The sequence below is a fragment of the Paenibacillus sp. CCS19 genome (assembly GCF_033239625.1).
GTDB lineage: Bacteria > Bacillota > Bacilli > Paenibacillales > Paenibacillaceae > Paenibacillus_T.
Map to the genome: position 1 here is coordinate 16,350 of NZ_BTCK01000053.1, position 26,893 is coordinate 43,242.

Sequence of the window (26,893 nt, forward strand, 5' to 3'; positions counted from 1 at the left end):
CTCATCAGCCGAATCCCTACAATAGATCTGTACAGATCCAATACCAATCCGCACAGCAAGAAAGGATGATTCCAATGCTGACATTCGAACAGAAGCTTAACAACTATGCAGACATCATTGTCCAAATCGGTGCGAACATTCAGCGAGGGCAATCGCTCATGCTGAACGCGAGTATTGAATCGCCCGAGCTGGCGCGGCTTGTGGTGAAGAAGGCTTATGAAGCAGGCGCCTATCAAGTGAAGGTTGTATGGATGGATGACGTCGTATCGCGAATCCGGTATGAGCTGGCTCCCGAGCAGTCGTTCTTGGAAGTGCCGACTTGGTCGGCTGGCGAGAAGCTTGAGATGGCGGAAAAGGGAGCCGCAGCCGTCACGATCAGCTCCGCCGACCCTGATCTGCTCAAAGGCGTGCCGCAGGAGCGCATTCGCACCGCTGACCGCGTGCTTCGTCAGGCCAACGAGAAATACCGCCAGCTGTCGCAGGCGTTCAAGTTCAGCTGGTCGCTGGCTACGGTGCCATCCGCTGCATGGGCAGCCAAAGTGTTCCCGAACCTGCCTGAGGATAAGCAGGTGCCAGCATTATGGGACGCTATATTCAAAATGGTGCGCGCGGATCAGCCTGATCCGCTCGCCGCTTGGGAAGCGCACATTCAGCAGCTGCGCTCGAAAGCCAAATACTTAACCGAGAAGCAATATAAACTGCTTCACTACACAGCGCCAGGCACTGATCTAACGATCGAGTTGCCTGCGGATCATGTGTGGCTCGGCGGCAGCAAAGCGAACGGCCAAGGCGTATGGTTCGTGCCGAACCTGCCGACGGAGGAGGTCTACTCCGCCCCGCTCCGCACCGGCGTTAACGGCACGGTCTCCAGCACGAAGCCGCTCAGCTACAACGGCAACATTATCGACCGATTCTCGTTCACATTCGAGAACGGACGGGTCGTAAGGGCAGCTGCCGAGCAAGGCGAAGAAGCGCTGCAAGGGCTGTTGGATACCGATGAAGGCGCCAAGTACCTCGGCGAAGTGGCGCTCGTTCCGCATCGTTCGCCGATATCGGAGTCGAATATTTTGTTCTACAAAACGTTGTTCGACGAGAACGCATCCTGCCATCTAGCGGTTGGCAGCGCCTACGCCTCCTGCGTCAAGGGCGGTGCAGATCTATCGCAAGAGCAACTGCTCGAGCGCGGTCTGAACCGAAGCATGGCGCATACCGACTTCATGGTCGGATCGGCGGAGCTGAACATCTACGGCGTTGCGAATGACGGAACCCGAGAGCCGATTTTGTTGAACGGCAACTGGGCTTTTTAATCTAGAATCGACGCCTGACGAACCGCCATACGGATTCGCTGGTGCAGACCGGCACAACTTTTCAAAGCGATGATCGATAACAAACAAAGCTCTTCTGCTAATTGGAGAATGCCTCCATTAGTCAGATGAGCTTTTTTCATTTTCTCCCCTGTTTTCTTTCAGCGCATGTTCAGCCTAGGCTCATAACCAATTCAGAAGACGATGCGACAATAGCGGTACCTTAATCAGCCTTTACAATTCGCTAATGAAAGAAGGAACTCACATTGAAGAACTGGAGCCGCGCTCGAAAAGTATGGGTTGGCACCTCGCTGGTGCTCGTCCTCACGATAGGTACCGTCGCTTATAAGCTTGCCGACCGATATTTGATCGAACATGTGGAGGCAGTCGTCACGAAGACAGGCTCAGGCACGACGATCGAATCCGCTCACGCTACTTACGATGACATGAATTACAGCAGCGATAACGAGACGATCAGCATTAAGAAAGTGCAGACAGGCTCCGGCAGCGACATGATTACTTATTTCGTCGCGGATGTCACGCTGAAGAATGGCGCAACTTTGCAAACCGCACTGGCTGACAACAAGTTCGGAACGAACATTATCGAGAATACATCCGCCATTGCCGAGAACAACAATGCGGTGCTTGCTATAAACGGCGATTATTACGGCTTCCGCAGCGACGGCGTCATTATTCGCAACGGTACGCTCTACCGCGATGAGCCGGCACGCGACGGCTTAGCCATATTCCAAGACGGCACGATGAAGAGCTATGACGAAACCGCTGTTTCTTCCGCTGATTTAATCGCACAGGGCGTCGCGAACACGTTCTCCTTCGGACCGATTCTGGTGAAAGACGGTCAGATTGCGGACGACTTCGAACATGTCTCGATCGACAAAAACTTCGGCAACCGATCAATCCAGAGCGCTAATCCCCGCACCGGTATCGGCATTATTGCGCCTAACCATTATGTGCTCGTCGTTGTGGATGGCCGGTCCCGCAACTACAGCCGCGGGATGACGCTCGATGAATTCGCTTCGTTGTTCCAGAAGCTCGGCGCTGCAGAAGCTTACAACCTCGACGGCGGCGGCTCGTCCACGATGTATTTCATGGGCAACGTCATCAATAACCCGCAAGGCAAGCAGCAGGAACGCGGCGTCAGCGACATTATCTATGTAGGCGCCTAAGCCGAGCGTGCTTCCTGACTTCCTTCGTGATCAATTACGGACTTTTTGAACAACATCTATAAGGAGGAGAAAGCATGACCGTACTTATTCCATCTTATGAGCCGGACGTGCGGCTGCTTGGGCTCGTTCGCCAGCTCATTGACGTCAATACCCGTGACATCGTCATCGTAGATGACGGCAGCGGCGACAACTACAAGTCGATCTTCACTGCCGCGGAGCAGCTTGGCTGCACGATCCTAACCCACGAACGCAATATGGGCAAAGGCCGTTCGCTCAAAACCGGCTTTCAATATATAAAGATGCTGCGCCGCAAAGATGGCGTCATCTGTGCAGACAGCGATGGCCAGCATCTGCCCTCGGACATTATGCGTATCGCGGATGCCGTGGACAGGCTGCCTCAACATATCGTGCTGGGCAGCCGCCAATTTACGGGCGAAGTGCCGCTGCGAAGCCGCTTCGGCAATACGGCGACACGCCAGATTTATAAGTTCACAACCGGCTCCGCCATTCAAGATACGCAGACGGGACTTCGCGGATTTTCGAACGATATGCTGGATTGGCTCTGCTCGATTCCCGGAGAGCGATTCGAATACGAGATGAACATGCTGCTGAAGGCGCGAGCTGCTGGTTATCATTTGACCGAAATTCCGATTGAAACGGTTTATCTCGAGGAAAATAAATCGTCGCATTTCCGTCCGCTCGCCGATTCGATCGCTGTCTATCTCCCTATTATCAAGTTCAGCGGCGCCTCCTTGATCTGCGCGCTGCTCGATTACGGGCTGCTGCTGCTCATCCATATGCTGATGGCCAACCTGCTGCTCGCAGTCGTTGGCGCCAGAGCGTGCAGCTCGCTCGTGAACTACGCGATGAACCGCCAATTCGTATTCACGGACAATGGACCGTCGGAGGTCCGGCGCTCGATGCCCAAATATTTTGCGCTTGTTCTGCTCATTCTCACGCTCAATTATGGACTGATGTACGGTCTGAACGAGCTCGCGCACATACCGCTTCTTATCTCCAAGCTGCTCACAGAAGGCGTATTGTTCCTGCTCAGCTATTGGTCGCAGCGCAAGTTCGTCTATCATCATGCAGCAAGCAAGAAGCCTGCCGACTGTTAAGTCTGCAGGCTTCTACTCATTCGCGGTTTCGGAGGATGGTGGTTTAATGTTCCGAATCCATTCGAGGATCGCTACGTAATAAGGTTCATCTTTGTAGTGCGCGGTATAGATTTCTTCAAACCCGCTGATGTCAATACCGAGCTGCTCTTCGATAATCCTCTTATACCAAGGCAGAACCGTTGTCGCGAGCATCGACCGTTTCTCCTTCAGCAGCGCCTCATCCGATAGTCCATTAGAACGGTAATGTTCCAATATGCTCAGATAGCCTTCAATGAAAAACTTTCCATAGTTGTAGCCGGTCGGCTTATTGCCCGCATACCCGAACAGCGCCTTGTTCACGATGGCGAAACGAGGGTTCGAACGCAGCGCCTCGAGCTGCAAATAAATATGATTAAAGCCGGAGCCGATAAACTTCGTCTTATCCTCAATCTGACGATACGCTTCGCTTTGAAGCATAACCGAGGAAATGAAGCCCGAATGAAGGGAAGCTGTCTCAATGAATGTCTCAAGCCCTTCCAACCGGTGAACCAGGCCATCATCGCCCAGTACATTTAAGAAAAATACCGAGCAATCGCGGTTCGTCTGAATGAGATGCAGCATCGGCATAATCGTCAGATCATTGAAGAAATCATCATCCCCATGCAGCAGCACATAGTCGCCTCGCGCATCGTCCAACAGCTTGATAATGTTCCGCTCCGCCCCGATGTTATCGTCATTGCGCCAGTAACGCAAATTCAAATTCGGATACGCTTTGGCGAACGCAGCAAGCACCTGTTGGGTCCCGTCCGGCGAAGCATTATCCGATACGACGACTTCGAATAACGAGCAATCCCCGATCTGATGAACGATCGTCTGAAGGCATCGATTCAAATCCGCGGCGCGATTGTAGGTGGGAATGCAAATCGACAGCACCGGACGTTCGCGTCTTCTGCGCATGACCGTATCGACGTCATCCTTCGTTTTTACCGATATCCAGTCGTTTGCGTGTGTATCGAACATTTTGACTACGCGGGCAGGCGATCCCACTGCGACGCAGTAATCCGGAATATCGCGCGTCACAACGCTGTTCCCGCCGATAACAGAGCCTCTGCCGATCGTAAGCGGACCGCTTATTAAGCAGTTCGCGCCGACCCATGTGGACTCGCCGATAATCGTCTCGCCATTCGTCTCCGTAATTCCCTGATACAGAAACGGAACTCCGATATTCCGATATTCATGCTGCGTATCCATGATGAAGGTCATAGGGCCAATTCCGGAGAACCGCTCGATTCGAATCCGGTTCGCAGCTGACAAGTACACGTTCTTATTGAACTGACAGTAATCACCAATAATAATTTTGGGCCGCTCTCCTGTGACTTCCGTACAGATGTTGAACCATGCACCAGTCCGTATAAACACACTGCTGCCGATAGCTATTTCCTTGCGGCCGAACATGTCGCAGTCTTTCTCGATAAGCGTGTTCTCGCCGAGATAATAAAATCCTTGGAAGCGACTGTTAGTATCATCGGTGACGTCGGTGGCATCGGTTGCTTCTGACTGTTCTTCTGCCCCAGACTTCGCTTGTTCCTCCCGTTCCCCCTCGCTCATCCGATCTTCCCCATTTCCTTACAGAATAACATAGGACACCCATGGGTCCGTCGGGAACCGGCGAATCGCCGTATCGCGAATCGGCAGCATCTCCAAGAGGGCACTCGTTTCTCCTGGGAAAGAAGCGCAGTTGATCTCATCGAAGCAGACAACGGATCCTTTGCCCATCCTTGGCAGGAACACTTCCAGCGCTTTCTTCGTCGGCTCATACAGATCGAAATCAAGATACAGCAGAGACACGAGCAGGTGTTTGTTCCGCTGCACGTAGTCATCGGCTGTCAACATGAAATCACCTTGCACGAGCTCCACATTCGGGATATGCGACAAGTAGCGCTCCGCCGTATATTTCTCGATGGAACGCTGCAGCTGGTCAATCGTCTCGCCTTTCAAATCGCCGGCTTTGAATTCATCGTCCGGCTCTTGATCTTCTTCGGATACGGACGGGAAGCCTGCGAACGTGTCGAAGCCGATGATTTTGCGCGTATGGTTGGACGGCTCATAGATGTTGGACAGCTGCGCCCATGTGAACAGCCCGCCGCCATTGAACACGCCGCATTCGACGATGCTCCCTGTTACGCCGAGCACATGCTTGAATATTTCGTGGCGGCATAGAAACTTAGCAAGACTGCGTTTCGTCGCAAAACGCGGAAAGGCCTCCAGCTTATTGAACACCGACAGCTGCGACTCCTCGAATGTCTCCTCCGTTAAACGATAGGCCTCGAAATCGGATTGCCGATGATGCTTGCCGATCATTCCCATCGGCTTGAACGAATCTGTCATTGCCCGCATGCTCCTCTCACGATGTCCTGAAATCGTTCATAATGAAACCCCGACCGCTCAAGCAAATACGAATGACTGCCTACTTCTCGGCAAAATGCATCCGGCAAGCCGAACCGCCGCAGCGGTACGCCTCCTCCAAGCTCCGCCAGCACCTCGGCTGCAGCCGAACCTAGACCGCCGATCACGCTATGCTCCTCGACCGTAACGATCGGGATGCCTTGCCCCGCGTATTTGGTGATGATTTCGGATGGGAACGGCTTTACGGTCGGCACGCTCACGAGCGCCGCCTCTACCGGATCCGCTTCCGCACGCATTCGAAGCACCCATTCCTTTGCTCGACCGAGTGCGGTGCCCGAAGCGAGAACCGCAATCTGCGACCCTGCGATTAATTCGATCGGTTCGCCAATCGCAATCCGCGTTTCCGGCTCATGCACACGCGCTTCACCTGACTTGCCCAGTCGAATGTACATCGGACCTTGATGATCGAAGCTTGCCGCCGTCAGCTCTCGCGCCTCGATGTCATCGCCCGGACAGCAGACCGTCATGTTCGGCAGCGCGCGCATGAGCGCGACATCCTCCAGTCCGTGATGCGTCGGACCTTGCCCGCCATAAGCGAAGCCGGCACCGACACCCACGACGCGGACGTTCGTGTTCATGTACGCCGCGTCCACACGAACCTGTTCATAGGCGCGCATCGTCACGAACGGAATGATGCTGTACACGTAGACGGTATGGCCGGCGAGCGCGAGACCCGCAGCGATTCCGACCGCATTTTGTTCCGCGATGCCCGCGTTGAGAAATCTTGAAGGATATCGCTCGCGGAATGGCTCCCAGACGGAGAAGCCAAGGTCGGGTGTTATAACGAATATGCGCTCATCCGTCTCTGCCCGCTTCAGCAGCTCGCGTACGAATGCATTTCTCATCCCGGCCCCTCCCCGCTGCCAAGCTGCTCGACCGCTTCTTGCCACTGCGCGGTGTTCGGCGATTTGTAATGCCATTCAAGCGTATCCGCCATAAAGTCAACGCCGTACCCTTTCACGGTCCGTGCGAGTACAACTCTTGGGCGTCCCTCCTGACCCCGCCGATCCAACGCTTGCACCAGCGCCTTCGCATCGTGCCCATCAACCTCTTCCGCTTCCCAGCCGAATGAGCGCCATTTGTCCGCAAGAGAGTCGTACGGCGACAACGGCTCCGTCCGATCGAAGCCCTGCCACCCGTTACAATCGACCACCGCTGCCAAATGATCCAGCTTAAGCGATGCAGCAACCAGCGCCGCCTCCCAGATCGATCCTTCATTGCATTCGCCGTCGCCAAGTACGACATAGGTGCGGCCGCTGCGTCCAGCCTGCCGATCGGCAAGCGCTAGCCCCGCGCCGATGGAAAGTCCGTGCCCCAGCGAACCAGCCGATACATCAATGCCTGGGGCCGATCGGCGGTCCAAGTGGCCTGGCAGCTGGCCTCCGTCTATTGAATAGCTGTCAAGGACGCTTCGCGGGAAAAAGCCTCGTTCTGCAAGAACGGCATAGAGCGCAGTGCTCGCATGCGCTTTGGAGAACACCAGCTTATCTCGTTCGGGAGCATCGGGCCGATTCGGATCTACGCGAACAATATGGAAGTATAGAGCAAGCAGCATATCTGCAGCCGATAGCGCGGCACCGACATGAGATGAACCGGAACGATAGGCCATCGTAACGATGGCACGCCTGACCGCGATACTGTGGCTGCGTTCCTCGGCATCCGCATACGAGGCGACCGTCCGCTGTATCCCTTCAGCGAGCGCCGTTCGAGGGCGCCACCCCGTCTCGCGCTGCAGCTTGGCGGTGTCCGCTTCCATCATCATGACTTGATCTTCACGATAGGGGACTGCACCGTACCGGATAATCGGCACCCGTCTGCCATCAGACGTGTACTCGACTTGCGCAGGCAATGCTTCCTCCTCGTACGGCGGCAGACTGCGCGGCAATCGCTCCGATACCGACTTACGTACAAGCTCCGCGATATCACGGATCGCTCTGCTTTCGCCGGAGCCGAGATTATATATACCTGGCGCCGGGTCCAGTCTCCGTCCAAGCTTGCGATCTCTAAGCTGCAGCTGCTTCCCATCCGATACAGCCGATGCCAGATGTTTGCGTCTTGCGGCTGCCGATTGCACTGCCAGCTCGGTGAATGCTGCCGCAGCATCATCCAGGTATAAATAGTCCCAGCGCTGCTCACCAAGCGTCATCGTCGGACTCTCACCTGCAAGCAGCTGCCGGATCAATCCAGGAATAAGCCAATTGTCATTATCGCCTGGGCCATACACGCTGAAGATGCGAACCCAATAGCCGCTCAGCCCATGATGCGCTGCTTCCTTCAGCGCTCCCCTGCCTGCTGAAAGCTTCGCACGACCATAGGCTGTCGTCGGCGCTTCTGCCGCCCCTTCATCTGCGCGTCCTTCCATCTGCCCATACTCCGCCTGCGAGCCCGCTCCGATCCAGCTGCTGCAGCCTAATCGCGCAGCCAACCTTACGGATTCAATCGTCGCCTCCACATTTGCAGCCTGCGAAGCATCATTGCGCGCAGAACCGGCAACGCCCGACCAGCCTAGCTGCAGCCAGCTGTCGAATCGTTCGCCTGCAGCCGCCGCCGCTTCAAGCCGCCCCTGCCACTCTGACGGTTGCAGCAAATCGCCTTCCATTAACTGCAGCGCCTCTGCGCCGCGAGGCAGACGCAGCGCTGCTGAGCCCGGGCGCACAACCGCATACACGCGCCAACCTCTGCGCAGCAGTTCAAGACATACGGCAGCGCCGATAAAGCCAGCAGCGCCTGTCACCACCGCAGTACGACGCTCATAGCTCACATTCAACTCTCGCGTCTGTTGCTGTTCCATACGCGATCCCTCACTTCAATATCTCAAGCATCGATATGATCCGCTGCGGCGCGCCTGGCAGTTTCTCGACCGCTTCGCGAATTTCTGCCATGTAGCCATAGCTGAACACGATCAGCGTATCGACCGGCTCTTCCGACAGTCGATCGATCGAAACGATGGGTACGCGGGATTTCGGTGCGAGCAGACCATGCAGCCCTGTATTCGCATCGCACACGTAGGCAATTCTCGAAGCGGATGACATGGCCGCCATCGTCATGACGCCTCTTCCGCCGCCGCCGTAGCCGGCAATCTTACGTCCTTGCAAGGCCTCTTGCTCGACGAAAGCATCCAGCGCTGCAATCCCTCGATCCAGCTCTTGCTGGAAGCCGTCATAATCAATCGCCGCTTCTTCTGCAAGGACGACTTCCGATTCCGGCGAATGTGCAGCGTCCATTACGGCTGCTGCAATGAGCAGCGAGTTGCCGCGCCTCTCGCTCTCCGGCAGCAGTTCTGTCGTCAGCAGCCTGAAGCCGCAGCTTGCCAACGTACACCGCAGCGTCTCCGCTGTCCAATACGTGTAGTGCTCATGCTCGAACAAACAATATTCCCGACGTTCCACAATGCGCGTTAGATCATGCACCTCAAGCACCAGCAGCCCTCGCCCGGGATGCAGCGTTCTGCGCGCCGCCTCAAGCGTTCCTGAGGGGTCAGGCAAATGATCGAACGTGTAAGTCATGAGCAGTACGTCCGCAGGCTGGAATGCCTCCGGCAGAAGCGCTGCCGTCTGCGGCATGAACAACGACTCCATCACCGGCACGCCGCGGGCACGGCTCTCGCGGCACAGTACGGCGGAGGGCTCGATGCCGTACACTTCGGCGCCGGCACGCTGGAAGCATGCCAATTGCGCTCCATCACCAGAACCGATCTCGATAACCTTGAAGCCCTCCTGCAAGCCGAAACGATCCCGTACTGTATCCGCAAGCCGCTGCATGAACCTTGCAGCGAACGGCGATTGGCCAACCGTGTAGCCGTAATCGACATAATAAGGGGAAAGGTCGCGTTCGCCTGCGGTTTGGGATACGCCGCAGGCTTCGCAGCGGTAGACATCGATGTCGGCAAGAAACGGCAAGCCGGCATAATCCGGCGGACGAAGCTCTTCCGTCAGCGGCATGGCAGGCATATGCACCCAGCGAGTGAGCGGCCCAGCACCGCAGACGCGGCAGCTATAGCCCGCTCCGTGCGCATCCGTCCTTGCAATCGCAGCCTTCAGCGGTTGACCATCCGTCTGCTGCTCACCCGATTGATCCGCTTCCGCTGGTTTACTGTCCATCGCCTTGTTCCCCGCTTTCCCTAGCTGTGGCCGCTGCCGCTTCATATTGCCTAATCTGATGCATGGCGATTTCGCGCATTGGCGCACCTCTGAACCATCGCTCATACCACGCGGCCGTGTGATCGATCGCCGCTTCTGTTTCCCAAACGGGCTGCCAATCAAGCCGCATGCGCGCCTTCGTACTGTCTAGACGCAGTACGGCGGCTTCGTAGGGACCTTCAAGCGTCGCATCCGCATTCGGAATCCATGGCGGCGGCGCCCCCAGCTTCGCAGCCATCCGTTTCGCCAACTCGTGCACGGTCATTTCCTGATCGGCAGACGGCCCGAAGTTCCACGCCTCCGCATAGGCGGATCCGTTCGAATACAGCTTCTCTGCCAGCCTCATATAGCCGGACAGCGACTCCAGCACATGCTGCCAAGGACGTATCGCTTCCGGCCGACGCAGCTTGATCGGCTGTCCGGATTGCAATGCCCTCACCATATCCGGCACGATGCGGTCTTCGGCAAAATCTCCCCCGCCGATCACATTGCCCGCCCGGGCAGTAGCGATTGATGCGTTTGCGCCGCTGCTGAAGTAGGAACGACGATAGGCGTCCACCGTCAGTTCTGCGCATGCCTTGCTGGATGAATAGGGATCGGCACCGCCGAGCGGATCCGTCTCGACATAACCGCTTGCCGATGCTGTACCTGCATAACATTTGTCAGACGTGACGATGACGGCTGCGCGAACGGAGGGCTGCAGTCTAACGCTGTCAAGGACGTTGGCTGTTCCGTTCACGTTGATTGCATAAGTCGCCGCGGGCTCTGCATAGGAGCGCCGCACGAGCGGCTGCGCTGCCAGATGAAACACAATATCAGGCTTTGCATCGCGCACAGCTTGCTGCAATCTGCCTCCATCGCGTACGTCTCCGCGCACCCACGGCATGTCATGCTCGAAACCGCATAGCCGATACATGGCTGGCGCCGATGGCATCTCATCGCTATAGCCGACAACTTCAGCGCCAAGCATACGCAGCCATAGTCCGAGCCAAGTTCCCTTGAAACCGGTATGACCGGTTATAAACACCCGCTTCCCCTGCCAAAACTGCTGCTCTCCGCTCACCTTGCTGTCCTCCCAGTCTCCCTTAACGCTTGCTTATTGCATGACCTTCAAGGCTGTCTAATTTCCCCACACTCTCCACGGCGCGCTGCCTGAGCGCCACTGCTCTTCCAGCAGCGCCTTATCCCGCATCGTATCCATCGACTGCCAATAACCCGCATGCCGGTAAGCCATCAACTGCCCTTCGCCGGCAAGACGTTCAAGCGGCTCCTTCTCCAGCATTATCTCGTCCCCGTCTATCCGTTCCAGTGCACCAGGCTCGAATACGAAAAATCCGCCGCTCACCCAATGGCCATCGCCGCGCGGCTTCTCCGCGAACGTCGAGACGGACTGATCGGAACCAAGCACAAGCGAGCCGAATCGGCCGACAGGCTGAACGGCAGTCACTGTCGCCAGCTTGCCGTGCGAGCGATGATGCGCAAGCAGCTGGCGTAGGTCGATATCCGCTACTCCGTCACCATAGGTGAGCATGAAAGTCTCGTCATCGAGATAGGGCACCGCTCGCTTCAGCCGCCCGCCTGTCATCGTATCGAGTCCCGTATCCACCAGCGTGACTCGCCATGGCTCAGCCTTATGCCGATGAATCTTCGTTACCGACCGCTCGCCGCCGCGAAAGTCGAACGTGACATCCGATTCATGCAGGAAGTAGTGCTCGAAGTACTCTTTCACGACGAAACCTTTATAGCCAAGACAGATGACGAAGTCCGTAAACCCTTGATGCGCGTAAATTTTCATAATATGCCACAGAATCGGCTTGCCGCCGATCTCGATCATCGGTTTCGGCTTAAGATGCGACTCCTCGCTGATCCGCGTACCGAGTCCGCCTGCTAGAATGACGACCTTCATCCGCTTTCGCCTCCTTGCCGTTTGCGGCATATCGCAACGATGTACATCGGCTTGCCGCTGCGGAACTGATGGAATGGCAGCAGCTCGCTGCCAGTGGCAGCAATCCGGTACCGCTCCTCCCGATCCACCGTCATCTCGTTCGTATCCCGCAGCCAGCGAAAGGCGGCGAACTGCGAATCGTCGATCCAATTTTGCCCATAAAGGGCCTCAACCGTATATTCTCGCAGCAAATCGCCTAACAGTTCGCCGATATTGTACTCGAATTGATGATGCGGATTAAACGGCGGTTCTTCCCAGTAGTTCGACGCATTCGTCACCTCTCGGTTAGGCGTCGAGACGATAAACAGCCCGCCTGGACGCAGCACACGCGCCGATTCGCGCACCCATGCATAACCGTCCTTGACATGCTCGATCGTCTCGAACGATACGACCGCATCGAACGTGCCGTCTGCGAACGGAAGCGACAGCACGTCTCCTTGCATGAAGACGATGCCCGCCTTGCCATAATCGCGCTGCGCCATCTGAATCGATGCCGCGTCGATATCGACACCGATAACGGAAGCAGCGCCAGCTTCGAGCAGCATGCGCGAACCGTACCCGGCGCCGCAGGCCGCATCCAGTACATGCAGGCCGGGCACATACCCCTCCGCAGCTGTATAACGCACCATATGCTCGTCGTACACATCGCGGAACTGTGATTTCACTTCTGCGTTCACAACTAGACGTTCGCCCGTAAATGCAATATCATTTTGCTCCCTGACAGCTGCAGCGGTCCCATCCTCTTGGCGCTCTTTCCCGCTATTCTCTATCGATGCAGCGGACAATGGAGTCTGTTGCATCTGCGGCTCGGGCATAGGCTCAGACTTCTGCTCAAGCTTCGGTCCAGGCTTCGGTTGTCCCCGCTTCTCTGTCTCCTGCGCCGCCTTAGCCTGCGGCTTAGGTTTCGACACGGTAGCCGCCCCGTCTGCCTTCAGCTGCTGAGCGTTCCGCCGCCCCAGCAGCAGGAAGTAAGAAGCCATGCGCTCGCTGTCTGATATTTCGGTATCCCGCAGGCTGGCGAGCAAGATCCCATCTTGATCCCGTTCACCTTCCGGCTCAAGCGCAAGCGCAGGCCGCAAGCCGCCGATGCCCGCTGTCGCCATGACAGCCGCTGCGTCTTTCACGGTGTACAGCTTCGAAGAGTCGATGGTCTCCCCTTCTGCTATCTTGTTGCTGAATCGGTAAAACCGGCGATTCGCGTAGCCCGCTGCCATCCAGCCCCCATGGCGCAGCTTCCGTGCAACAGCTGCCATCAGCTGCGGCAGCGCAGCGTAAGCATGGGCATCGCCGATCAACACCATGTCGAGCGACCCATCGGGAATCGTCCAGTCATCCGGCCGCCCCGAGTGGAATACGGTAATGCCGACCGCGCTGGCAATTCGGGCAGCCGCTTCGTTCCGCTCTGCGCCGAACAGCTCTGAGCCTGGAAACCGGTACTTGACCGCGAGCAGCGTACCGCCACAGCCGCAGCCTATCTCCAATACGCGAAGCGGCTCTTTCTTCTTGAATTCCCCTTCTATCATGCCTAGCAGATCGACACGGATATGGAGTGAGAGCTCGGGCCGAAAACCCCACTTGCTCATAAACTGTTCCGAATTGCCGTTCATCAGCTCTTGAAACTGCTGCATATTCTCGCTGAATGAGACGCTCCCATAATGATGAATGAACGTATCATGGCAGAGCAGCAGCTTGTAGCCGGCAAGCCAAATACGCAGACTTAGATCGTCATCCTCGTAATTGCCAATGCCGAATCGCTCATCCAGCGGGCCGGCCTTCTCATAGGCCTCCCGCTTCATCAGCAGACAATAACCAATGAGCTTCAGCCGTTCTTCCCACTTGGCGGGATCGGAATGGTTATACGATTGTGCGAACGACTCCATTCCTTCCCCATCCTTATAAGGGACCGGAATACTCGTCAAGTAAGAGGCCGCATTCGTTACTGGACCAACGGCCCCGATCTCCGGAGCGCTGAGCAGCGCTGTCTTCAATCCATCTAGCCAGCGCATGGTGACGAGCGTGTCATTATTAAGCAGCAGCAGGAGCTCGCCTCTCGCCAGCCCCAGTCCCTGATTGCACGCTCGCGGAAACCCTGCATTGTCTTCGTTGGCAATGAATCGCACGTCATCCTGCCCTGCGAGCCATTCCTGCGTGCCGTCGCTGGAGCCATTATCGACAACTATGATCTCGTAGCTTCCCTGCTCGGTATGCCGCCTAATGCTCTCGATGCACTGCTTTGTATATTCCAGCTTGTTGTACGTAACTAGAATGATGCTCGTCAGCATGGCGACTCCGTTCCGCCGTCCGTATCATCGGACTGAAGCAATGGCTCTTCGATCGGCGCCTGCTTGTTATCTTCCGTTGACGATGGCGTAATCCCAAGCGCTTGTTCCAGCCTAAGCTTGTTATCTAGCAGATTAATGTCATCAGGCAAGTATGCGAGCGCCTTCTCGTTGTGCTTATATGCTTGCTCGATTTCCCCCAGCTTGGCATAGCATATACATAGCTGAACATGCGGCATCCACGTCCAGCACACAAGATTAAGCAGACCCATATGATATTTGGGCTTCGGCAGTGTCAGCGCCATTTCGTACCAATGGATCGCTGCATCATACTGCCCTCGTTCCTCGAAGCTGTAGCCGATGGAACAGCAGTGATCCGCTCTCGGCACATGGAATTGAAGGGCAAGCAGCAGCGACTGCATCTTCTGCTTCCTCTGCCCGAGATGGTGATAGCATTCCGCCAGCTTGCTGTAAGCGTACATGCAGTCTTCCGGCGTTTCTTTCTCGCCTTGAACAAACTGCTCATACTGCTCCACTGCTTCTGCAAACATCTGCTGGTCGACGAGCTCATTCGCATAGTACAGCTGGTTGCGGCCCTCAAGCTTCGCGCCATCTTGAAGCAGCTTCTTCTTGAAAATCTCCATGTTCCGTGCGGAGTGATCCCCCATCCGCTCATGGGAAACCGCTACTTCAGACACGTACACCTTGCCTTCCGTCACTTCCAAATATTCATGAATGGGATTGTGCCAGCGATAGCCTTTCTCGCGTCGTACGATTCGATTGCGGCGAGAACCCGCTGCCGGATTACCCGCTTTATCAAAAGCCAAGTGGTACTCCATAATAATCGAATCTATATCGTCAGGCATTTCCGGAATCAGCTTCTTGAACGCCTCACGATCCTTCTCCAGAATGATGTCGTCGGCATCCAGCCACATCATGTGCGAGCAAGTAGCCTGTTCGAATGCAAAATTGCGTGCCGCCGCAAAATCGTCAATCCATTCAAAATCGAAGATGCGGTTCGTATACCTCGCCGCAATCTCTTTGGTTCCGTCGGTCGAACCCGTGTCGATGATGTTGATTTCGTCCACTAGATCGGCCACCGAATCGAGGCACCTCGCCAGCACCTCCTCCTCGTTCTTCACGATCATGCACAAGCTTATCGTTATCACGGGAGACCTCCTTGCACACCTAGACTGTTCCCTATCGTATGCGGTACATCTATCATCTGTATGGACGCATGTGCCCAATTGCACAAAAAAAAATATGCGCCCCGAGGGACGCATATTTTTGTAGAGATGGTGGAGGTGCCTTACGCTTACTCGGAGCTCGAAGCGATGCCGTAGAAAGTTTCTGGGCCGTTGCGTGCGCCCGTCAGTACAGCCAGCGGGCCGCCCGAAATAAACGCAGTATACACCGTTTCAGCCGCTGCAGGTGCAAGCAAGTCTTGCACGTTGAAGCTGTAGCTGTCGGATCCATTCAATACGTTCAGAGCGATAGCCGATTGCAACGAGTAGATCGTTGTGCCGCCCGTTACGCCGCGAACAATATCGATCGTAAACGTATTGCCAAGCGCGCCGCCGCTAATGCCAACCGTTCCCGCAAGAGTAACGATTGGGTTAGCAACGTTTTTCGTTTGCAGACCGATGATACCGAACAACTGAGGAACAGTCGTCAAGCTAACACCGATTGAGCCAGATGCATTCGCATTCATGGAACTTCTCATATCCAAAAAAGTACCCATAGCGATTCACCTCCTGTAATTCAAGTTACTATACAGTATGGCGAAACAAGCGAATGCGATTGGACAACTTACATAGGTGATTGGTTTATTTTGTAATTCCTTCCGACTCGAGCGACGGGGTCTGTCCCTTCTTGTGACGAAGGCCAATCAGCAGCATAACCGCCGGAATGCCGAACTGAAAGATTAACATATAGTTTCTTACAAAATATTGTCCAAGCCACAGATGCTTCGTATAGTTGTGGTCAATAAGCGCGACGCCAAACAGAATCGTGCCGACCGCCAGCGTGCAAATCGTATGGCTGCACTTGAACAACGGCTGAACGATAAGCACGACGGCCATAAATCCAATCGCCAGCTTGACGTACAACCCGAAGAACAACAGCAGCGTTACGATAATATCCAGCCGCTCAATGAACCCTCCCAGCCTGATCAACTGAACGACCTGCAACAGCGGAATGGACGAACCTGCTGCGAGCTGAGGCCCAATCACAGCCATAATCATCGCATTCCCGTACATGATCATAATGGTCGCGGTCAAATAACCGGCCAGCGTCATTCGGGTTACCGCCTTCGTCTCTTGAACATGCTTCCAGATCGCAAGAAACACGATGATCTGTCCGTATGGAAACACCATGATGGTCGGTATGGCTGCCCGAAATATCGTCTCGAAGCCGACGAAGGGCAGCAGCCGATGCCAATCCGGCAGCTTGTTCAAGAAGAGCATGACCGACAGCAGAACATAGCTTGTTAACACGAGCGGGAACAATATTTCAATTACGCGAAACAACACTTCTATTCCTTTCATGACGGTGTAGCCGGCAAGGAAGCATGAAACGAGCATCATGAGCCACCCAGGTGCCGTATCCAGCAGCGTAAGTGTCGTTAAGTAGCTATATTCCCGCAGCAGGTAAGTCGCTTCGAAAGCGAGTTCCGAACCATGAATGAATGCGATGCCACTGCCCAGCCATAGTCCAAAATGAAGGCGGTACAGCTCGGTAAGTCCCGCCTCCGGTACGCGATGGTACAAGTATAAATACATGCCAGCGAGCACAAGACCAGCTATAGCTCCCACAAGCATGGCAAGCGTCGCATTCTGCTTGGCCTCCACGCCAAGCTCATAGAGCGGTGTGCTGCCAAGGATAAACATGATGGTGCCAACATACAGCTGATGCGAACCGATACGCTCCATGATCAGCCACCGCTCCTTTCCGCCGATGCCGGTGCTCCTGTCTGTGTATCCGCTCCATGAACCCGTATCAGGGCAAGCAGCAGAATAATGAAAGGAATGACAACCTGCATGACAAGGCTCAGCTTCAGGCTAATGCCGAGTCCCACCCATAGATGAATCGTATTGTTGCGTTCTATGAAGGATGTGACGTAGATAATAACTCCGATAATGGCCGCTAACCATTGTACTCGTAAGCGGAATATTTCACGCAGCACGAGCACGGCAGCCAGATAAAACGCCGTCATTTTGACATACAGCCCTATGAACAACAGCAGCGTAACCACAACATCCAGTCGTTCAATGAAATTGGCAATCTGCACCAGCTGCACGACTTCCAAGAAAGGCAAAGAAGAAGTCGACGCGAGCGGACCCAGCACCGTCATACTCATCGCATTCATAAACACGATGAATAACGCGCCGCCAATGTACCCCCAGTAAGAGGCACGGCGTGCCGCCTTCCAATTGGCTGCATATTTCCAGAAGACGAGAAAGATGACGCCTTGCGTAAACGGGAAGGAGAAAATATCCGGCATCGCCGCGTGAACAACCGGCATCAGGCCATCCTCCATGACAGGCCGCAGCATCCGGAACTGCGAGAGTCCGTTGCTCATGATGAGTACAGCCAGCAGGCTGTAGCTGCCGAACATGACGATGAACAACAACTGCGTGGTGCGGAAGAATGACTCGTTCCCATTGACGACCGTATACCAGGCAATGAGCAATATAACAGCCATTATTATCCATTTTGGATTGTTCGGAAGCAGCGACAGCGTCGTCAATTCCCCGAAATCGCGCACGTTGCGCATCGATTGGTAGGCAAAATATACAGCATACAGCAGCCCGAATACGACCGCCGTCCATCGCCCCGCAGCCAGCTGCAGCAGTCCGACTAGACTCGCGTCAGGCTTTCGCTGCTGCAGCGTAATGAATAAGGCCATAACGAGCAGTCCTGCAGCAGCTCCCAACAGTACTGCAAGCCAAGAATCCTGCTTCGCCTTGCTCCCGAGCTGGAACAGGGGAGTGCTGCCGATATGAAACATGATAACCATCACGAACAGCTGATAGGTTCCGATTCGATTCATTCCCGCGCTCCCTCTTGTCTCTTGGCATGCTGGATAGTAACGGTCAGACGCCTAGGTGATTGGCTCAGGATAGCTTTACGAGCCGGCTTTGCTTTGCATTTTGCGGAATGAGTCTGTACTCATGCCTGTCCGTTCAATCGTCACGTGCACATCCGGCTCCACTGTCGTCTGCGGAAACACTTGTTCATTCCACCGCGAAGCCATCTTATTCCACCCCTTCGGATCCTTCAATCGGACCGCTTCGCCGAACCCCAGAATATCTACCTTCACTTCTTGCACCGCCTTGAAGGAGTCTTGCACGAGCTCTGTGAGCTTGTCCGCCGCTCTCTTCTCCAGCTCCTCCACGTTCGCGGGTTTGGTTAGATCGCTGTCGCACGGATATTCCATCAGCGTTCCTTTGGCATGAATTTGAACGTGCAGCTTCCAGCTGTCTCCGTCCTTCTTGGCGCTCAGCTTCGTCTTCGTCCGATTCACACGCATCACGGCCTGCTCTGCCTTCTGCTCGCCGCTGCATGGAAACCACAATGTACTGTTGCGAATCTGGTTGCGCATCCACATCACACCGTAGCTATCCGTATGGCCAATCCAGCCCGCGAGCTTATCCTCATGCAGAATGCCGAGCTGCCCGAGCTTTATCTTGGAACTGGAATAGGTTTTGCCCATCTTCTGCATCGAATTGAGCGGGTCGCTGCCGGAGATGTCGATACTCGTTATTCCTGTTGCTTTGGTCGGTCCCAGCAGATCGAGCAGTACGCGATACATCGACATATTCGGCAGTGTAGAGCCATTCTTCTCCTCATTGCGGCTCATTCGCTCGATGGCCGCTCCCGGAATCTCTTCAAGCGGGATCAGATGCTCCAACACTTCCCGTGCGCTGCGACGCTTCGTTAAGAACACGCTCACCGTTTCGCGTGAATCAGGATTGCGAAGGTAGGCGTCGAATAAGCTCGTCAGTCCATGCTCCGCCGCTTGATCGCTAATGACAACAATTTGGTTCTGCGAGAAATAAAGCCGCCGCGACATTTCGTAGCTCGCCTTGCTGATGGCTCCGCGTATCGTATCGCCCGACGTCGAGAACACATTGATCGGTGCAGCGCCAGACGATGTTCCGCTTCCGTGGCTCGCAATCGCTTGCGGCAGCACGAGCTGATAGGTGACGATCCATTTGCCATCCTTCCAGTCAATTCCCGAGGCCGACACGATACTGATCTCATTAAGCTCTGTTCGATTCCCGCAGCCGGTTACAACCATACACAGCAGGCTGAGCAGCAGTATGCAGCAGACGGTTCGTTTCAATCGATTCCACATACAGCTCGCCCTCCTCGTCATGTAATTGTTCGGCTATCTCCGCTTCTGATGGCTCGGTCTGCCGCCCCGCTGGCGATGCGGGTTAACTTTGCTCACCGCGATCAGCCGATAGACACGCGCCCACCACGGCAGACGTACAACCATATCCGGCCAAGTCTGGGGATAGACCGGCGCGAACGGGGCCATATAAGGCACACCGAAGGAACGCAGCCCCGTCATATGAATAATGAGGAACAACATGCCGGCCATAATGCCGAATATGCCAAGCATGCCCGCCAGCAGCATAAGCGTGAACCGAATGAGACGCGATGCGCTCGCCATCGTAATCTGCGGCGTCACGAAGTTCGAGATCGCCGTGAACGAGACGACAATGACCATCGCTGGCGACACGAGCCCCGCCTGCACGGCAGACTGTCCGAGTACGAGTGCGCCGACAATCGATATCGCCGGGCCGATCGCTCTCGGCATTCGGACGCCCGCTTCGCGCAATATCTCGAATGTAAATTCCATGAGCAGCGCCTCGACCAGAGCCGGGAACGGGATGCCCTCCCGCTGCGCGGCTAGGCTGATGAGCAGCGGTGTCGGCAGCATTTCCTGATGAAATGTCGTAATGGCGATGAAGAGCGACGGAAGCAGCATAGAGGCGAGAAATGCCACATATCGAAGCAGCCTCAGAAAGGTGGAAATGTCAAACCGCTGATAATTGTCCTCCGCGGAACGAAAGAAATGAAAAAACGTTGCCGGTCCAATCAACGCGAAAGGCGTGCCATCGACGAGCACCGCGATTTGACCATCCAGCATTGCCGAAGCTACCGTATCTGGCCGCTCACTGTTCATCATCGTAGGAAATGGCGTATAGGTCTGATCGGAAATAAATTCCTCGATGTAATTGCTCTCCAATACACCGTCGATATCGATCTCTTGAATGCGACGTTCGATCTCGGCTGCGACCTTCGGATCGGCGATCTGATCCATATAGACAATGCCAATCGTTGTCCGCGTCTTGCGGCCAACGATCACTGTTTTCATTCGAAAATCGGCAGAGCGGATAATGCGGCGCAGCAGGCCGACATTCGTCGCGATGTTCTCGGTGAAGCTATACTGCGGCCCGCGAATAACCGTCTGTGTATTCGGCTCGGCGACTGACCGCATCTCGCCTCCGCTCGTATCGGCGGCCACCGCCTGACTGAAGCCGTTGGTCAGCACGAGGCTTTGACCATCCAACATGGCGTATATGGCATCGTCAACCGTTTGAATGAGTTTGGTTGTACCCGTCGAGATGACTCGCTGCCTAAGCGTCTCCATCCATGTCGGCTTCTCCAGCGGAGCCGACCATCCCATAATCGGTTCAATTACATTCTGATGAATGGTATCCTCTTCGACGATTGCACGAATATAGGTGACTGCCATCTCGATCCCAGGCATCGCATCACTGCGCAGTGCCCGAATCATGAGATCCCCGCTGTCGCCTAGCTTAGCGCGAAGCGTCTGTAGATTTAAGGTCAGATTCGCACTGAGCGATTCGGACTTGCTGCCGCCCTGCTGCGCCTGTGGCTGCGATTGTTTGCCGTTTCGGTTATTTCGGTTAAAGCCGAACAAGCGCAACCCCTCCCATCGAATGGATTTCCAGCTAATTCTTATTTTGGATAGCGCGTCCGACAATTATGTACAACGTTACAATGAAAAAGAGGACAGCCGATGTCAGCTGTCCTCTTTCCTTAGCAGCGGCGCTTGCGCTTGGCGCAGCAGGTGCAATTGTGCGCCTACGTTTCCGCTCGGCGGCGATACCGCGCGGTGTAGGTGTATTTCTGCACCTACGTTGCCGCTTGGCGGCCAACCTCTCATTTATACAAACGTGCACGAGAGCTACTCGGCTTCCTCGCTGCCACGTTCAACACCCTCAATTTCTTTCATCTCAAACCACTCGCCGTCCACCATAAACCGCGCGCGATAGCTGTCGATCCGGTCGACCGTGCCGATCACCTTCGTCTCCTCGTACGGGTGGTACATCCGCAGCTCGATCGGCTGCCGCAGCTGGTGCGACTCCGTCATCAGCCGCTCGATCTGCTCCCACTCATGTTCATCAAGCTCGATCGGCGCGCGGCGCTTCAATTCCTTGGCGCTGTTGATCAGCTCGAGCTTATGCTCGGGCAGCATCATCCGGCTCGATTCCCATAGGCCGTTGCCTTGAAGTTTTTTGCTCATTTGTAATGACCTCCGATTTTGCCGGAACGATCCCGCGCCTGACCTGCCTGAGTCATCGAAACCGCGCGCATAATGACCGTATCCCCATACTTCTCCTTCAGCGCATCCGTTGCCCGCTCCAATGCCATGAAGCGCTCCCGATCATCGAACAACGACAGCTGATACTGCTCGCTGTTGCTGAACTGCCCGAGCGTAACGCCTACTTTGCGGACCGGATTGCCGTCCCAATGCCGCTCCAGCAGACGGACCGCCTCCTTGTAGACGTGATTGGTCACATTCGTCGGATCCGCCATCTTGAACTGACGGAAGAAGCCCGTCGGCCGATCGAAGTCCGCTCCCTGACAGCCGACCGCGATCACCTGGCCCATGAAGCCTTTGCTGCGGCAGCGCTGGCACACGAGCTCCGTCAGCTCCAGCACGACGACCTTAATTTCCTCGAGCGTGCCGTAATCCCGAGGCAGCGTCATCTGATGTCCGATCGACTGCGGCGGCGATTCATGCGTGCCCGGCGTCACGGGGCTGTCGTCCACACCGTTCGCGATTCGCCAGTACAGCTCGGCGTTAATGTCCGAGTTCTTGCCGAACTTGCGCCGCATCAGCTGCTTCAGCCGTTCCAGCGGCGTGGCAGCCAGATCCCCGATCGTCTCAATGCCCATCGCATGAAAATGATACGTCACCCGATTGCCCGCCATGAACAATTTGCTGATCGGCAGCTTCCAGAGCGACTCCGAGAGCCGATCCTTCTCCAGAATATAAATACCCGACGCATTCTTCTTCGCGTAATTGTCGCATGCGGTTTTCGCTAATATTTTGTTCTCGGCGATGCCGAACCGGCAGTAGATGCCCGTCTCCGACAGCACCTGCTGCTGAATGTGCCGCGCCATCTCTTCTACATTGCCGCCGAATAGATGCAGCGAGCCTGTTGCGTCGATAAACTGCTCATCGATGCTGTAGGGCTCTACCAGATCCGTGTAGGAGCGGTAAATGTCCGAAATTTGCAGCGACACTCGAATATATTCCGCCATCCGAGGGCGCACAATGATGAGGTCCGGACACTTCGCCACCGCTTCCCCTACCCGCTCGGCCGTCGTCACACCTTTCTCCTTAGCCAGCGGGCAGGCGGCAAGCACAATGCCCGAGCGACGCTCCGGGTCGCCAGCCACGACGATAGGCTTGCCTGCGTAATCGGGATTTTGCGATTTCTCGACGCTGGCATAGAATGACTGACAGTCCGCGAGCATTACCGTACGTTTAACAGCCATCGCGTTTCACCGGACAGAACGTCCTCCCAAGGACGCAGGGCGCACCGCCATCGGCCACTTCCTGTGCAACCGGCATTCCAACCCCTCCTGAATAGAAACGTATGTTCTCCTATCGCTCTTTATTATATACAGAACAAACGTTCCTATACCAGCCTATTTTTTCTCACAAAATCTGACAAGAACACGGGCAGACACAGCAAAAAAGCCGCCTTTACAGGCGGCTTGGGCAGGCTGATGCGCTAAATACAGCGCGCAGCCTCGAAGGATATGGCAGAGCTTTCGCTTGCTCGAGCTTGCTCGAATGGCAGAGCGCTTAGGGAGGCAAATGGGATACTTAAATGTACCCAATCCACCCCTACGCCAGCCTTGAGCGAAGATAGGATACTTAATTGTTCCCTATGCGCCCCACACCAGTCCTCGAGCGAAGATAGGATACTTCATTGTTCCCTATGCGCCCCATACCAGCGTTCGAGCAAAGATTGGATACTTAATTGTTCCCTATCCGCCCCATACCAGCGTTCGAGCGAAGATTGGATACTTAATTGTTCCCTATCCGCCTCATACCAGCGTTCGAGCGAAGATTGGATACTAATTGTTCCCTATCCGCCCCCGACGCTTAAACAAGCGATTAAACGAAACGCACCAGGTAGTAGTTCTTCTTGCCGCGGCGCAGCACGACGTATTGACCGTGCAGACGCTGCGATGCGCTGACGACAGCTTCGATGCTCGTCGTCTTCTCGCCGTTGACGTACACAGCGCCGCTCTCGATGTCTTGGCGCGCTTGGCGCTTCGACGGAGCCGCCTTCGCAGCGATGAGCAGGTCGATCAGCAGCGGCTCTTCGCCAGCTGCATGCTCAGCCGTTGGCATGCCAGCCAGCGCTTCGACAAGCTCAGCCTCATTCAGCTTCGTTACGTCGCCGGAGAACAGCGCCTCCGTAATGCGCTCTGCGCTTTCCACTGCCGCGTCGCCATGCACGAGACGCGTCACTTCGCGAGCGAGCTCGCGCTGCGCCGCGCGCTTCTCTGGACGTTCGTTAAGCTCCGTCTCAAGCGCTGCGATCTGCGCACGATCCAAGAACGTGAAATATTTCAAGAACTTAATGACGTCGCTGTCATCCGTGTTGATCCAGAACTGATAGAACGTGTACACGGATGTTTTGGTCGAATCGAGCCATACGGCGCCGGATTCGGATTTGCCGAATTTCTTGCCGTCGCTCTTCGTGACGAGCGGCATCGTAATGCCGTATGCGTCGCCGCCGCCCATTTTGCCGATCAGATCAAGACCAGCCGTAATGTTGCCCCATTGGTCGCTGCCGCCGATTTGAAGCGCGCAGTTGTGCTCCGTCCGCAGACGATAGAAGTCGTAAGCCTGCAGAATCATGTAGCTGAATTCCGTGAACGAAATGCCGTTCGCCAGACGCGAATCAACCGAATCCTTCGCCAGCATGTAGTTAACGGTGAAGTTCTTGCCGATGTCACGCAGGAACGTAATGATGTCGAGCGGCGCGAGCCAGTCGTAGTTGCTCACGAGCTTCGCAGGGTTGTCCTGCGCATTGAAATCAAGGAAGCGGGACAGCTGACGCTTCAGGCTGTCCGTCCACTGCGCTACCGTATCGTCGGAATTGAGCGAGCGCTCCGTCGAACGGCCGCTTGGGTCGCCGATCAGACCCGTACCGCCGCCGACCAGCGCGATCGGGTTATGGCCCGCTTGCTGGAAGCGGCGAAGCATCAGAATCGGGAGCAGGCTGCCGATATGCAGGCTGTCTGCCGTTGGGTCAAAGCCGCAGTATAAGACGACGCGGTCATTCGTCATTTTCTCCAGCAATGCTTCGCGGTTCGTCGTCTGGTGAATGAGGCCGCGGTATTCGAGTTCCTCTAGGAAGTCAGCTGCAATACCTGTAACTGTCGGTTGAGTCATGGTCATAATCTCTCCTTCATTTCATCTTAATAGAGGTAGTTCAAAAAGCACGCTTTTGATCACGAAGCATCACAAGATGTATATCCGGCATCGAATCTTGGATGAAGCTGTGACTTCCGGTTCTCACGTAGCAAACCACTACGCTCCGATCCTCATTCCCCGCTTGATCCAACCTTCTCGGTGCTGAAAACCGTACTTTTTGAACACGAACTAAATATTGGCGTATAGCGCACAAAAAAGACCCGTCCTGTCGAATAGACAGGGACGAGTCATCGCGGTACCACCCTATGTTGAACATGCGCGGGGCATATTCCACTCTTGTCGGATAACGGTCGACGACCGTCTTGACCTTCCGCATCACGCGGGTTCGGACAGAAGAAGCTCCAGGACGTAATTCGCATTAAGCGCATGCACCGGCTCGCACCACCCGCCGGCTCTCTGCTGCATCGACAGCTTAAGCTACTGAATTCCCTTCGTTGCTTGTTCGTATTAGTCCCTTTTATACCATTGATTACGCCACTCTGTCAATCAGTCGGCTGCGGGAATACGGGAGCAGCACGATCAGCATCCTCCTCCACTTCCGCTTCCGGGCGGAAGGACGCCGCAGCCGCAAGCTCCAGCTTATCAAGCAGAAAGCCGTACTCATTGGTCATCTCGAACGTATTCGGCAGCGGCAGCCGCTCGAAATACGGGGTCACGTCTCCCGCTTGCGTGAACCAATCCCCAGCCTCGGCCGGTTCCATCATTTGATCCGGCCAAGCATCCGCAAGCGTTGGACTGAACGGACGTTCCGCTCCAGGCTTCAGCTTGCCGCCAAGCAGCCGCTCTTGATAAGGAGTCTGAGGAGGTTGCTGCCTAACCCGCTCGAACAGGTGCGGCGCATAGTCGGCACGCGTGCCGGTATGGCGCACCCGCCTAGCGAAATCCAGCGCCCCTTCTCCAATGCGAGGCACAGCGAATAGAAGCGCGTACAGCCGCTTGCCGAATTCGATCCGTTCCTTCACATCGCCGAAGCGCTCGATAATGAGACCGGCCAGCCGCATCTGATCCGGCTCCGTGCCATGTGCGTAAGGAAACAGCACGGCATTGAGCTGCAGCAGCGATTGCACGCCGAAGAACAGGGTATCCACTACACGTTTGCGATAGTATGGATGCTGCACAACGCGGCGCTCGATGTAATGCTGTTCATTGACGATCAGAGCGACAGTAAGCACGGCGCTGTTTCGCGAAGTCCAGAACTGCTCCCACACCGGCTGCATAAACCGTGAGACTCCAAGCATCGGGAGCAGATGGAATAACGGATGACCCGCGCGCACACTATGTTCATACAGCAGCAGCTGAGGATAGGCATCGCCGAAAATAAGCAAATTCGCCCTCTCCAAGAAGCGAAAGATATCTTGTCGCCTTCGAGCGCTGAGCAGCCGGGGCAGCCATTCCCCGTGCAGGTCGGTCATATTCCATCCGCCATTGCGAGAGACCATATGCGCGAGCAGCGCCCAGTGCAGCTCGGGAAGCCGATCGTAGACGGCCAAGTAAGCCATCGTGCGCGTTACATTGTTCCGATTGAGCCTAGCCGTCTCCCCGCGGATATGTGCGAGCAGCGCGCGCTCCGCGACGCTCAGCCCGCCTTCGGCAGCGATCGGCTTCTCTCGCTCCAGCTTACGCCAAGACGCCGCCAGCGAAGCAGCCAATGTCCGATCCAGCGGCAGCGGCGCTGCTCGCGCATATGGTC

21 protein-coding genes and 1 other annotated feature are annotated in these 26,893 nt (G+C 55.6%); of the genes, 3 read left to right on the forward strand and 18 right to left on the reverse strand.

Going from position 1 to position 26,893, the window contains the following annotated elements; genetic code table 11:
- Nucleotides 1-74 precede the first annotated feature (74 nt).
- The 3 genes from SBI19_RS25485 to SBI19_RS25495 all read left to right on the forward strand — a co-directional run bounded on the left by SBI19_RS25485 (nt 75) and on the right by SBI19_RS25495 (nt 3,609).
- Complete coding sequence (locus SBI19_RS25485) at nt 75-1,307, forward strand: aminopeptidase (protein WP_317972340.1); 1,233 nt, start codon at nt 75-77, stop codon at nt 1,305-1,307.
- A 263-nt stretch (nt 1,308-1,570) separates the two neighbouring features.
- Complete coding sequence (locus SBI19_RS25490) at nt 1,571-2,491, forward strand: phosphodiester glycosidase family protein (protein ID WP_317972341.1); 921 nt, start codon at nt 1,571-1,573, stop codon at nt 2,489-2,491.
- 74 nt (nt 2,492-2,565) lie between these two features.
- The gene (locus SBI19_RS25495) at nt 2,566-3,609 is read left to right on the forward strand and encodes a bifunctional glycosyltransferase family 2/GtrA family protein (protein WP_317972342.1); all 1,044 of its coding nucleotides are present in this window, start codon (nt 2,566-2,568) and stop codon (nt 3,607-3,609) included.
- A 12-nt stretch (nt 3,610-3,621) separates the two neighbouring features.
- Here the strand turns inward: SBI19_RS25495 and SBI19_RS25500 are convergent, their stop codons facing one another.
- The 18 genes from SBI19_RS25500 to SBI19_RS25585 form a co-directional block, all read right to left on the reverse strand.
- A complete protein-coding gene (locus SBI19_RS25500; RefSeq protein WP_317972343.1) occupies nt 3,622-5,196 on the reverse strand; it encodes a glycosyltransferase in 1,575 nt (524 codons plus the stop codon).
- An 18-nt stretch (nt 5,197-5,214) separates the two neighbouring features.
- Nucleotides 5,215-5,976: a TylF/MycF/NovP-related O-methyltransferase gene (locus SBI19_RS25505; RefSeq protein WP_317972344.1), complete on the reverse strand. Its 762-nt coding sequence runs from the start codon at nt 5,974-5,976 to the stop codon at nt 5,215-5,217.
- Entirely contained in the window at nt 5,973-6,899 is a 927-nt protein-coding gene (locus SBI19_RS25510; RefSeq protein ID WP_317972345.1) for a transketolase family protein, read from the reverse strand. The genes SBI19_RS25505 and SBI19_RS25510 overlap by 4 nt, the downstream gene beginning before the upstream one ends.
- Entirely contained in the window at nt 6,896-8,845 is a 1,950-nt protein-coding gene (locus SBI19_RS25515; protein ID WP_317972346.1) for an NAD-dependent epimerase/dehydratase family protein, read from the reverse strand. Before SBI19_RS25515 ends, SBI19_RS25510 begins: the two co-directional genes overlap by 4 nt.
- Nucleotides 8,846-8,855: 10 nt before the next feature.
- Entirely contained in the window at nt 8,856-10,154 is a 1,299-nt protein-coding gene (locus tag SBI19_RS25520) for a class I SAM-dependent methyltransferase (RefSeq protein ID WP_317972347.1), read from the reverse strand.
- Nucleotides 10,144-11,256: a CDP-glucose 4,6-dehydratase gene (gene rfbG, locus SBI19_RS25525; protein WP_317972348.1), complete on the reverse strand. Its 1,113-nt coding sequence runs from the start codon at nt 11,254-11,256 to the stop codon at nt 10,144-10,146. The genes SBI19_RS25520 and rfbG overlap by 11 nt, the downstream gene beginning before the upstream one ends.
- A gap of 57 nt (nt 11,257-11,313) precedes the next feature.
- The gene (rfbF, locus tag SBI19_RS25530; protein ID WP_317972349.1) at nt 11,314-12,099 is read right to left on the reverse strand and encodes a glucose-1-phosphate cytidylyltransferase; all 786 of its coding nucleotides are present in this window, start codon (nt 12,097-12,099) and stop codon (nt 11,314-11,316) included.
- On the reverse strand, nt 12,096-14,420 hold the full coding sequence (locus SBI19_RS25535; protein ID WP_317972350.1) for a methyltransferase domain-containing protein: 2,325 nt from the start codon (nt 14,418-14,420) through the stop codon (nt 12,096-12,098). The genes rfbF and SBI19_RS25535 overlap by 4 nt, the downstream gene beginning before the upstream one ends.
- On the reverse strand, nt 14,414-15,586 hold the full coding sequence (locus SBI19_RS25540) for a glycosyltransferase (RefSeq protein WP_317972351.1): 1,173 nt from the start codon (nt 15,584-15,586) through the stop codon (nt 14,414-14,416). Before SBI19_RS25540 ends, SBI19_RS25535 begins: the two co-directional genes overlap by 7 nt.
- A gap of 146 nt (nt 15,587-15,732) precedes the next feature.
- Nucleotides 15,733-16,158, reverse strand: a complete 426-nt coding sequence (locus SBI19_RS25545; protein WP_317972352.1) for a hypothetical protein — start codon at nt 16,156-16,158, stop codon at nt 15,733-15,735.
- Nucleotides 16,159-16,243: 85 nt separating this feature from the next.
- Entirely contained in the window at nt 16,244-17,347 is a 1,104-nt protein-coding gene (locus tag SBI19_RS25550; RefSeq protein WP_317972353.1) for a GerAB/ArcD/ProY family transporter, read from the reverse strand.
- 2 nt (nt 17,348-17,349) lie between these two features.
- Complete coding sequence (locus SBI19_RS25555; protein WP_317972354.1) at nt 17,350-18,468, reverse strand: GerAB/ArcD/ProY family transporter; 1,119 nt, start codon at nt 18,466-18,468, stop codon at nt 17,350-17,352.
- Between the two features lie 75 nt (nt 18,469-18,543).
- A complete protein-coding gene (locus SBI19_RS25560) occupies nt 18,544-19,776 on the reverse strand; it encodes a Ger(x)C family spore germination protein (RefSeq protein ID WP_317972355.1) in 1,233 nt (410 codons plus the stop codon).
- 33 nt (nt 19,777-19,809) lie between these two features.
- Nucleotides 19,810-21,375, reverse strand: coding sequence for a spore germination protein (locus tag SBI19_RS25565; RefSeq protein WP_317972356.1), 1,566 nt, complete (start codon nt 21,373-21,375; stop codon nt 19,810-19,812).
- A gap of 267 nt (nt 21,376-21,642) precedes the next feature.
- Complete coding sequence (locus SBI19_RS25570) at nt 21,643-21,981, reverse strand: YolD-like family protein (protein ID WP_317972357.1); 339 nt, start codon at nt 21,979-21,981, stop codon at nt 21,643-21,645.
- Nucleotides 21,978-23,243, reverse strand: coding sequence for a DNA polymerase IV (locus SBI19_RS25575; protein WP_317972358.1), 1,266 nt, complete (start codon nt 23,241-23,243; stop codon nt 21,978-21,980). Before SBI19_RS25575 ends, SBI19_RS25570 begins: the two co-directional genes overlap by 4 nt.
- 628 nt (nt 23,244-23,871) lie before the next feature.
- The gene (gene tyrS / locus SBI19_RS25580) at nt 23,872-25,161 is read right to left on the reverse strand and encodes a tyrosine--tRNA ligase (RefSeq protein ID WP_317972359.1); all 1,290 of its coding nucleotides are present in this window, start codon (nt 25,159-25,161) and stop codon (nt 23,872-23,874) included.
- Between the two features lie 257 nt (nt 25,162-25,418).
- Nucleotides 25,419-25,647, reverse strand: a binding site (T-box leader).
- Nucleotides 25,648-25,685: 38 nt separating this feature from the next.
- A partial coding sequence (locus SBI19_RS25585; protein ID WP_317972360.1) for a DUF2515 domain-containing protein occupies nt 25,686-26,893 on the reverse strand: 1,208 nt, incomplete at its 5' end.

Coding starts and splice junctions, on each gene's coding strand:
- SBI19_RS25485 (WP_317972340.1), top strand. CDS start 75: ATGCTGACATTCGAACAGAAGCTTAACAACTATGCAGACATCATTGTC.
- SBI19_RS25495 (WP_317972342.1), top strand. CDS start 2,566: ATGACCGTACTTATTCCATCTTATGAGCCGGACGTGCGGCTGCTTGGG.
- SBI19_RS25500 (WP_317972343.1), bottom strand. CDS start 5,196: ATGAGCGAGGGGGAACGGGAGGAACAAGCGAAGTCTGGGGCAGAAGAA.
- SBI19_RS25505 (WP_317972344.1), bottom strand. CDS start 5,976: ATGACAGATTCGTTCAAGCCGATGGGAATGATCGGCAAGCATCATCGG.
- SBI19_RS25510 (WP_317972345.1), bottom strand. CDS start 6,899: ATGAGAAATGCATTCGTACGCGAGCTGCTGAAGCGGGCAGAGACGGAT.
- SBI19_RS25515 (WP_317972346.1), bottom strand. CDS start 8,845: ATGGAACAGCAACAGACGCGAGAGTTGAATGTGAGCTATGAGCGTCGT.
- SBI19_RS25520 (WP_317972347.1), bottom strand. CDS start 10,154: ATGGACAGTAAACCAGCGGAAGCGGATCAATCGGGTGAGCAGCAGACG.
- rfbF (WP_317972349.1), bottom strand. CDS start 12,099: ATGAAGGTCGTCATTCTAGCAGGCGGACTCGGTACGCGGATCAGCGAG.
- SBI19_RS25535 (WP_317972350.1), bottom strand. CDS start 14,420: ATGCTGACGAGCATCATTCTAGTTACGTACAACAAGCTGGAATATACA.
- SBI19_RS25545 (WP_317972352.1), bottom strand. CDS start 16,158: ATGGGTACTTTTTTGGATATGAGAAGTTCCATGAATGCGAATGCATCT.
- SBI19_RS25550 (WP_317972353.1), bottom strand. CDS start 17,347: ATGGAGCGTATCGGTTCGCATCAGCTGTATGTTGGCACCATCATGTTT.
- SBI19_RS25555 (WP_317972354.1), bottom strand. CDS start 18,468: ATGAATCGAATCGGAACCTATCAGCTGTTCGTGATGGTTATCATGTTT.
- SBI19_RS25560 (WP_317972355.1), bottom strand. CDS start 19,776: ATGTGGAATCGATTGAAACGAACCGTCTGCTGCATACTGCTGCTCAGC.
- SBI19_RS25570 (WP_317972357.1), bottom strand. CDS start 21,981: ATGAGCAAAAAACTTCAAGGCAACGGCCTATGGGAATCGAGCCGGATG.
- SBI19_RS25575 (WP_317972358.1), bottom strand. CDS start 23,243: ATGGCTGTTAAACGTACGGTAATGCTCGCGGACTGTCAGTCATTCTAT.
- tyrS (WP_317972359.1), bottom strand. CDS start 25,161: ATGACTCAACCGACAGTTACAGGTATTGCAGCTGACTTCCTAGAGGAA.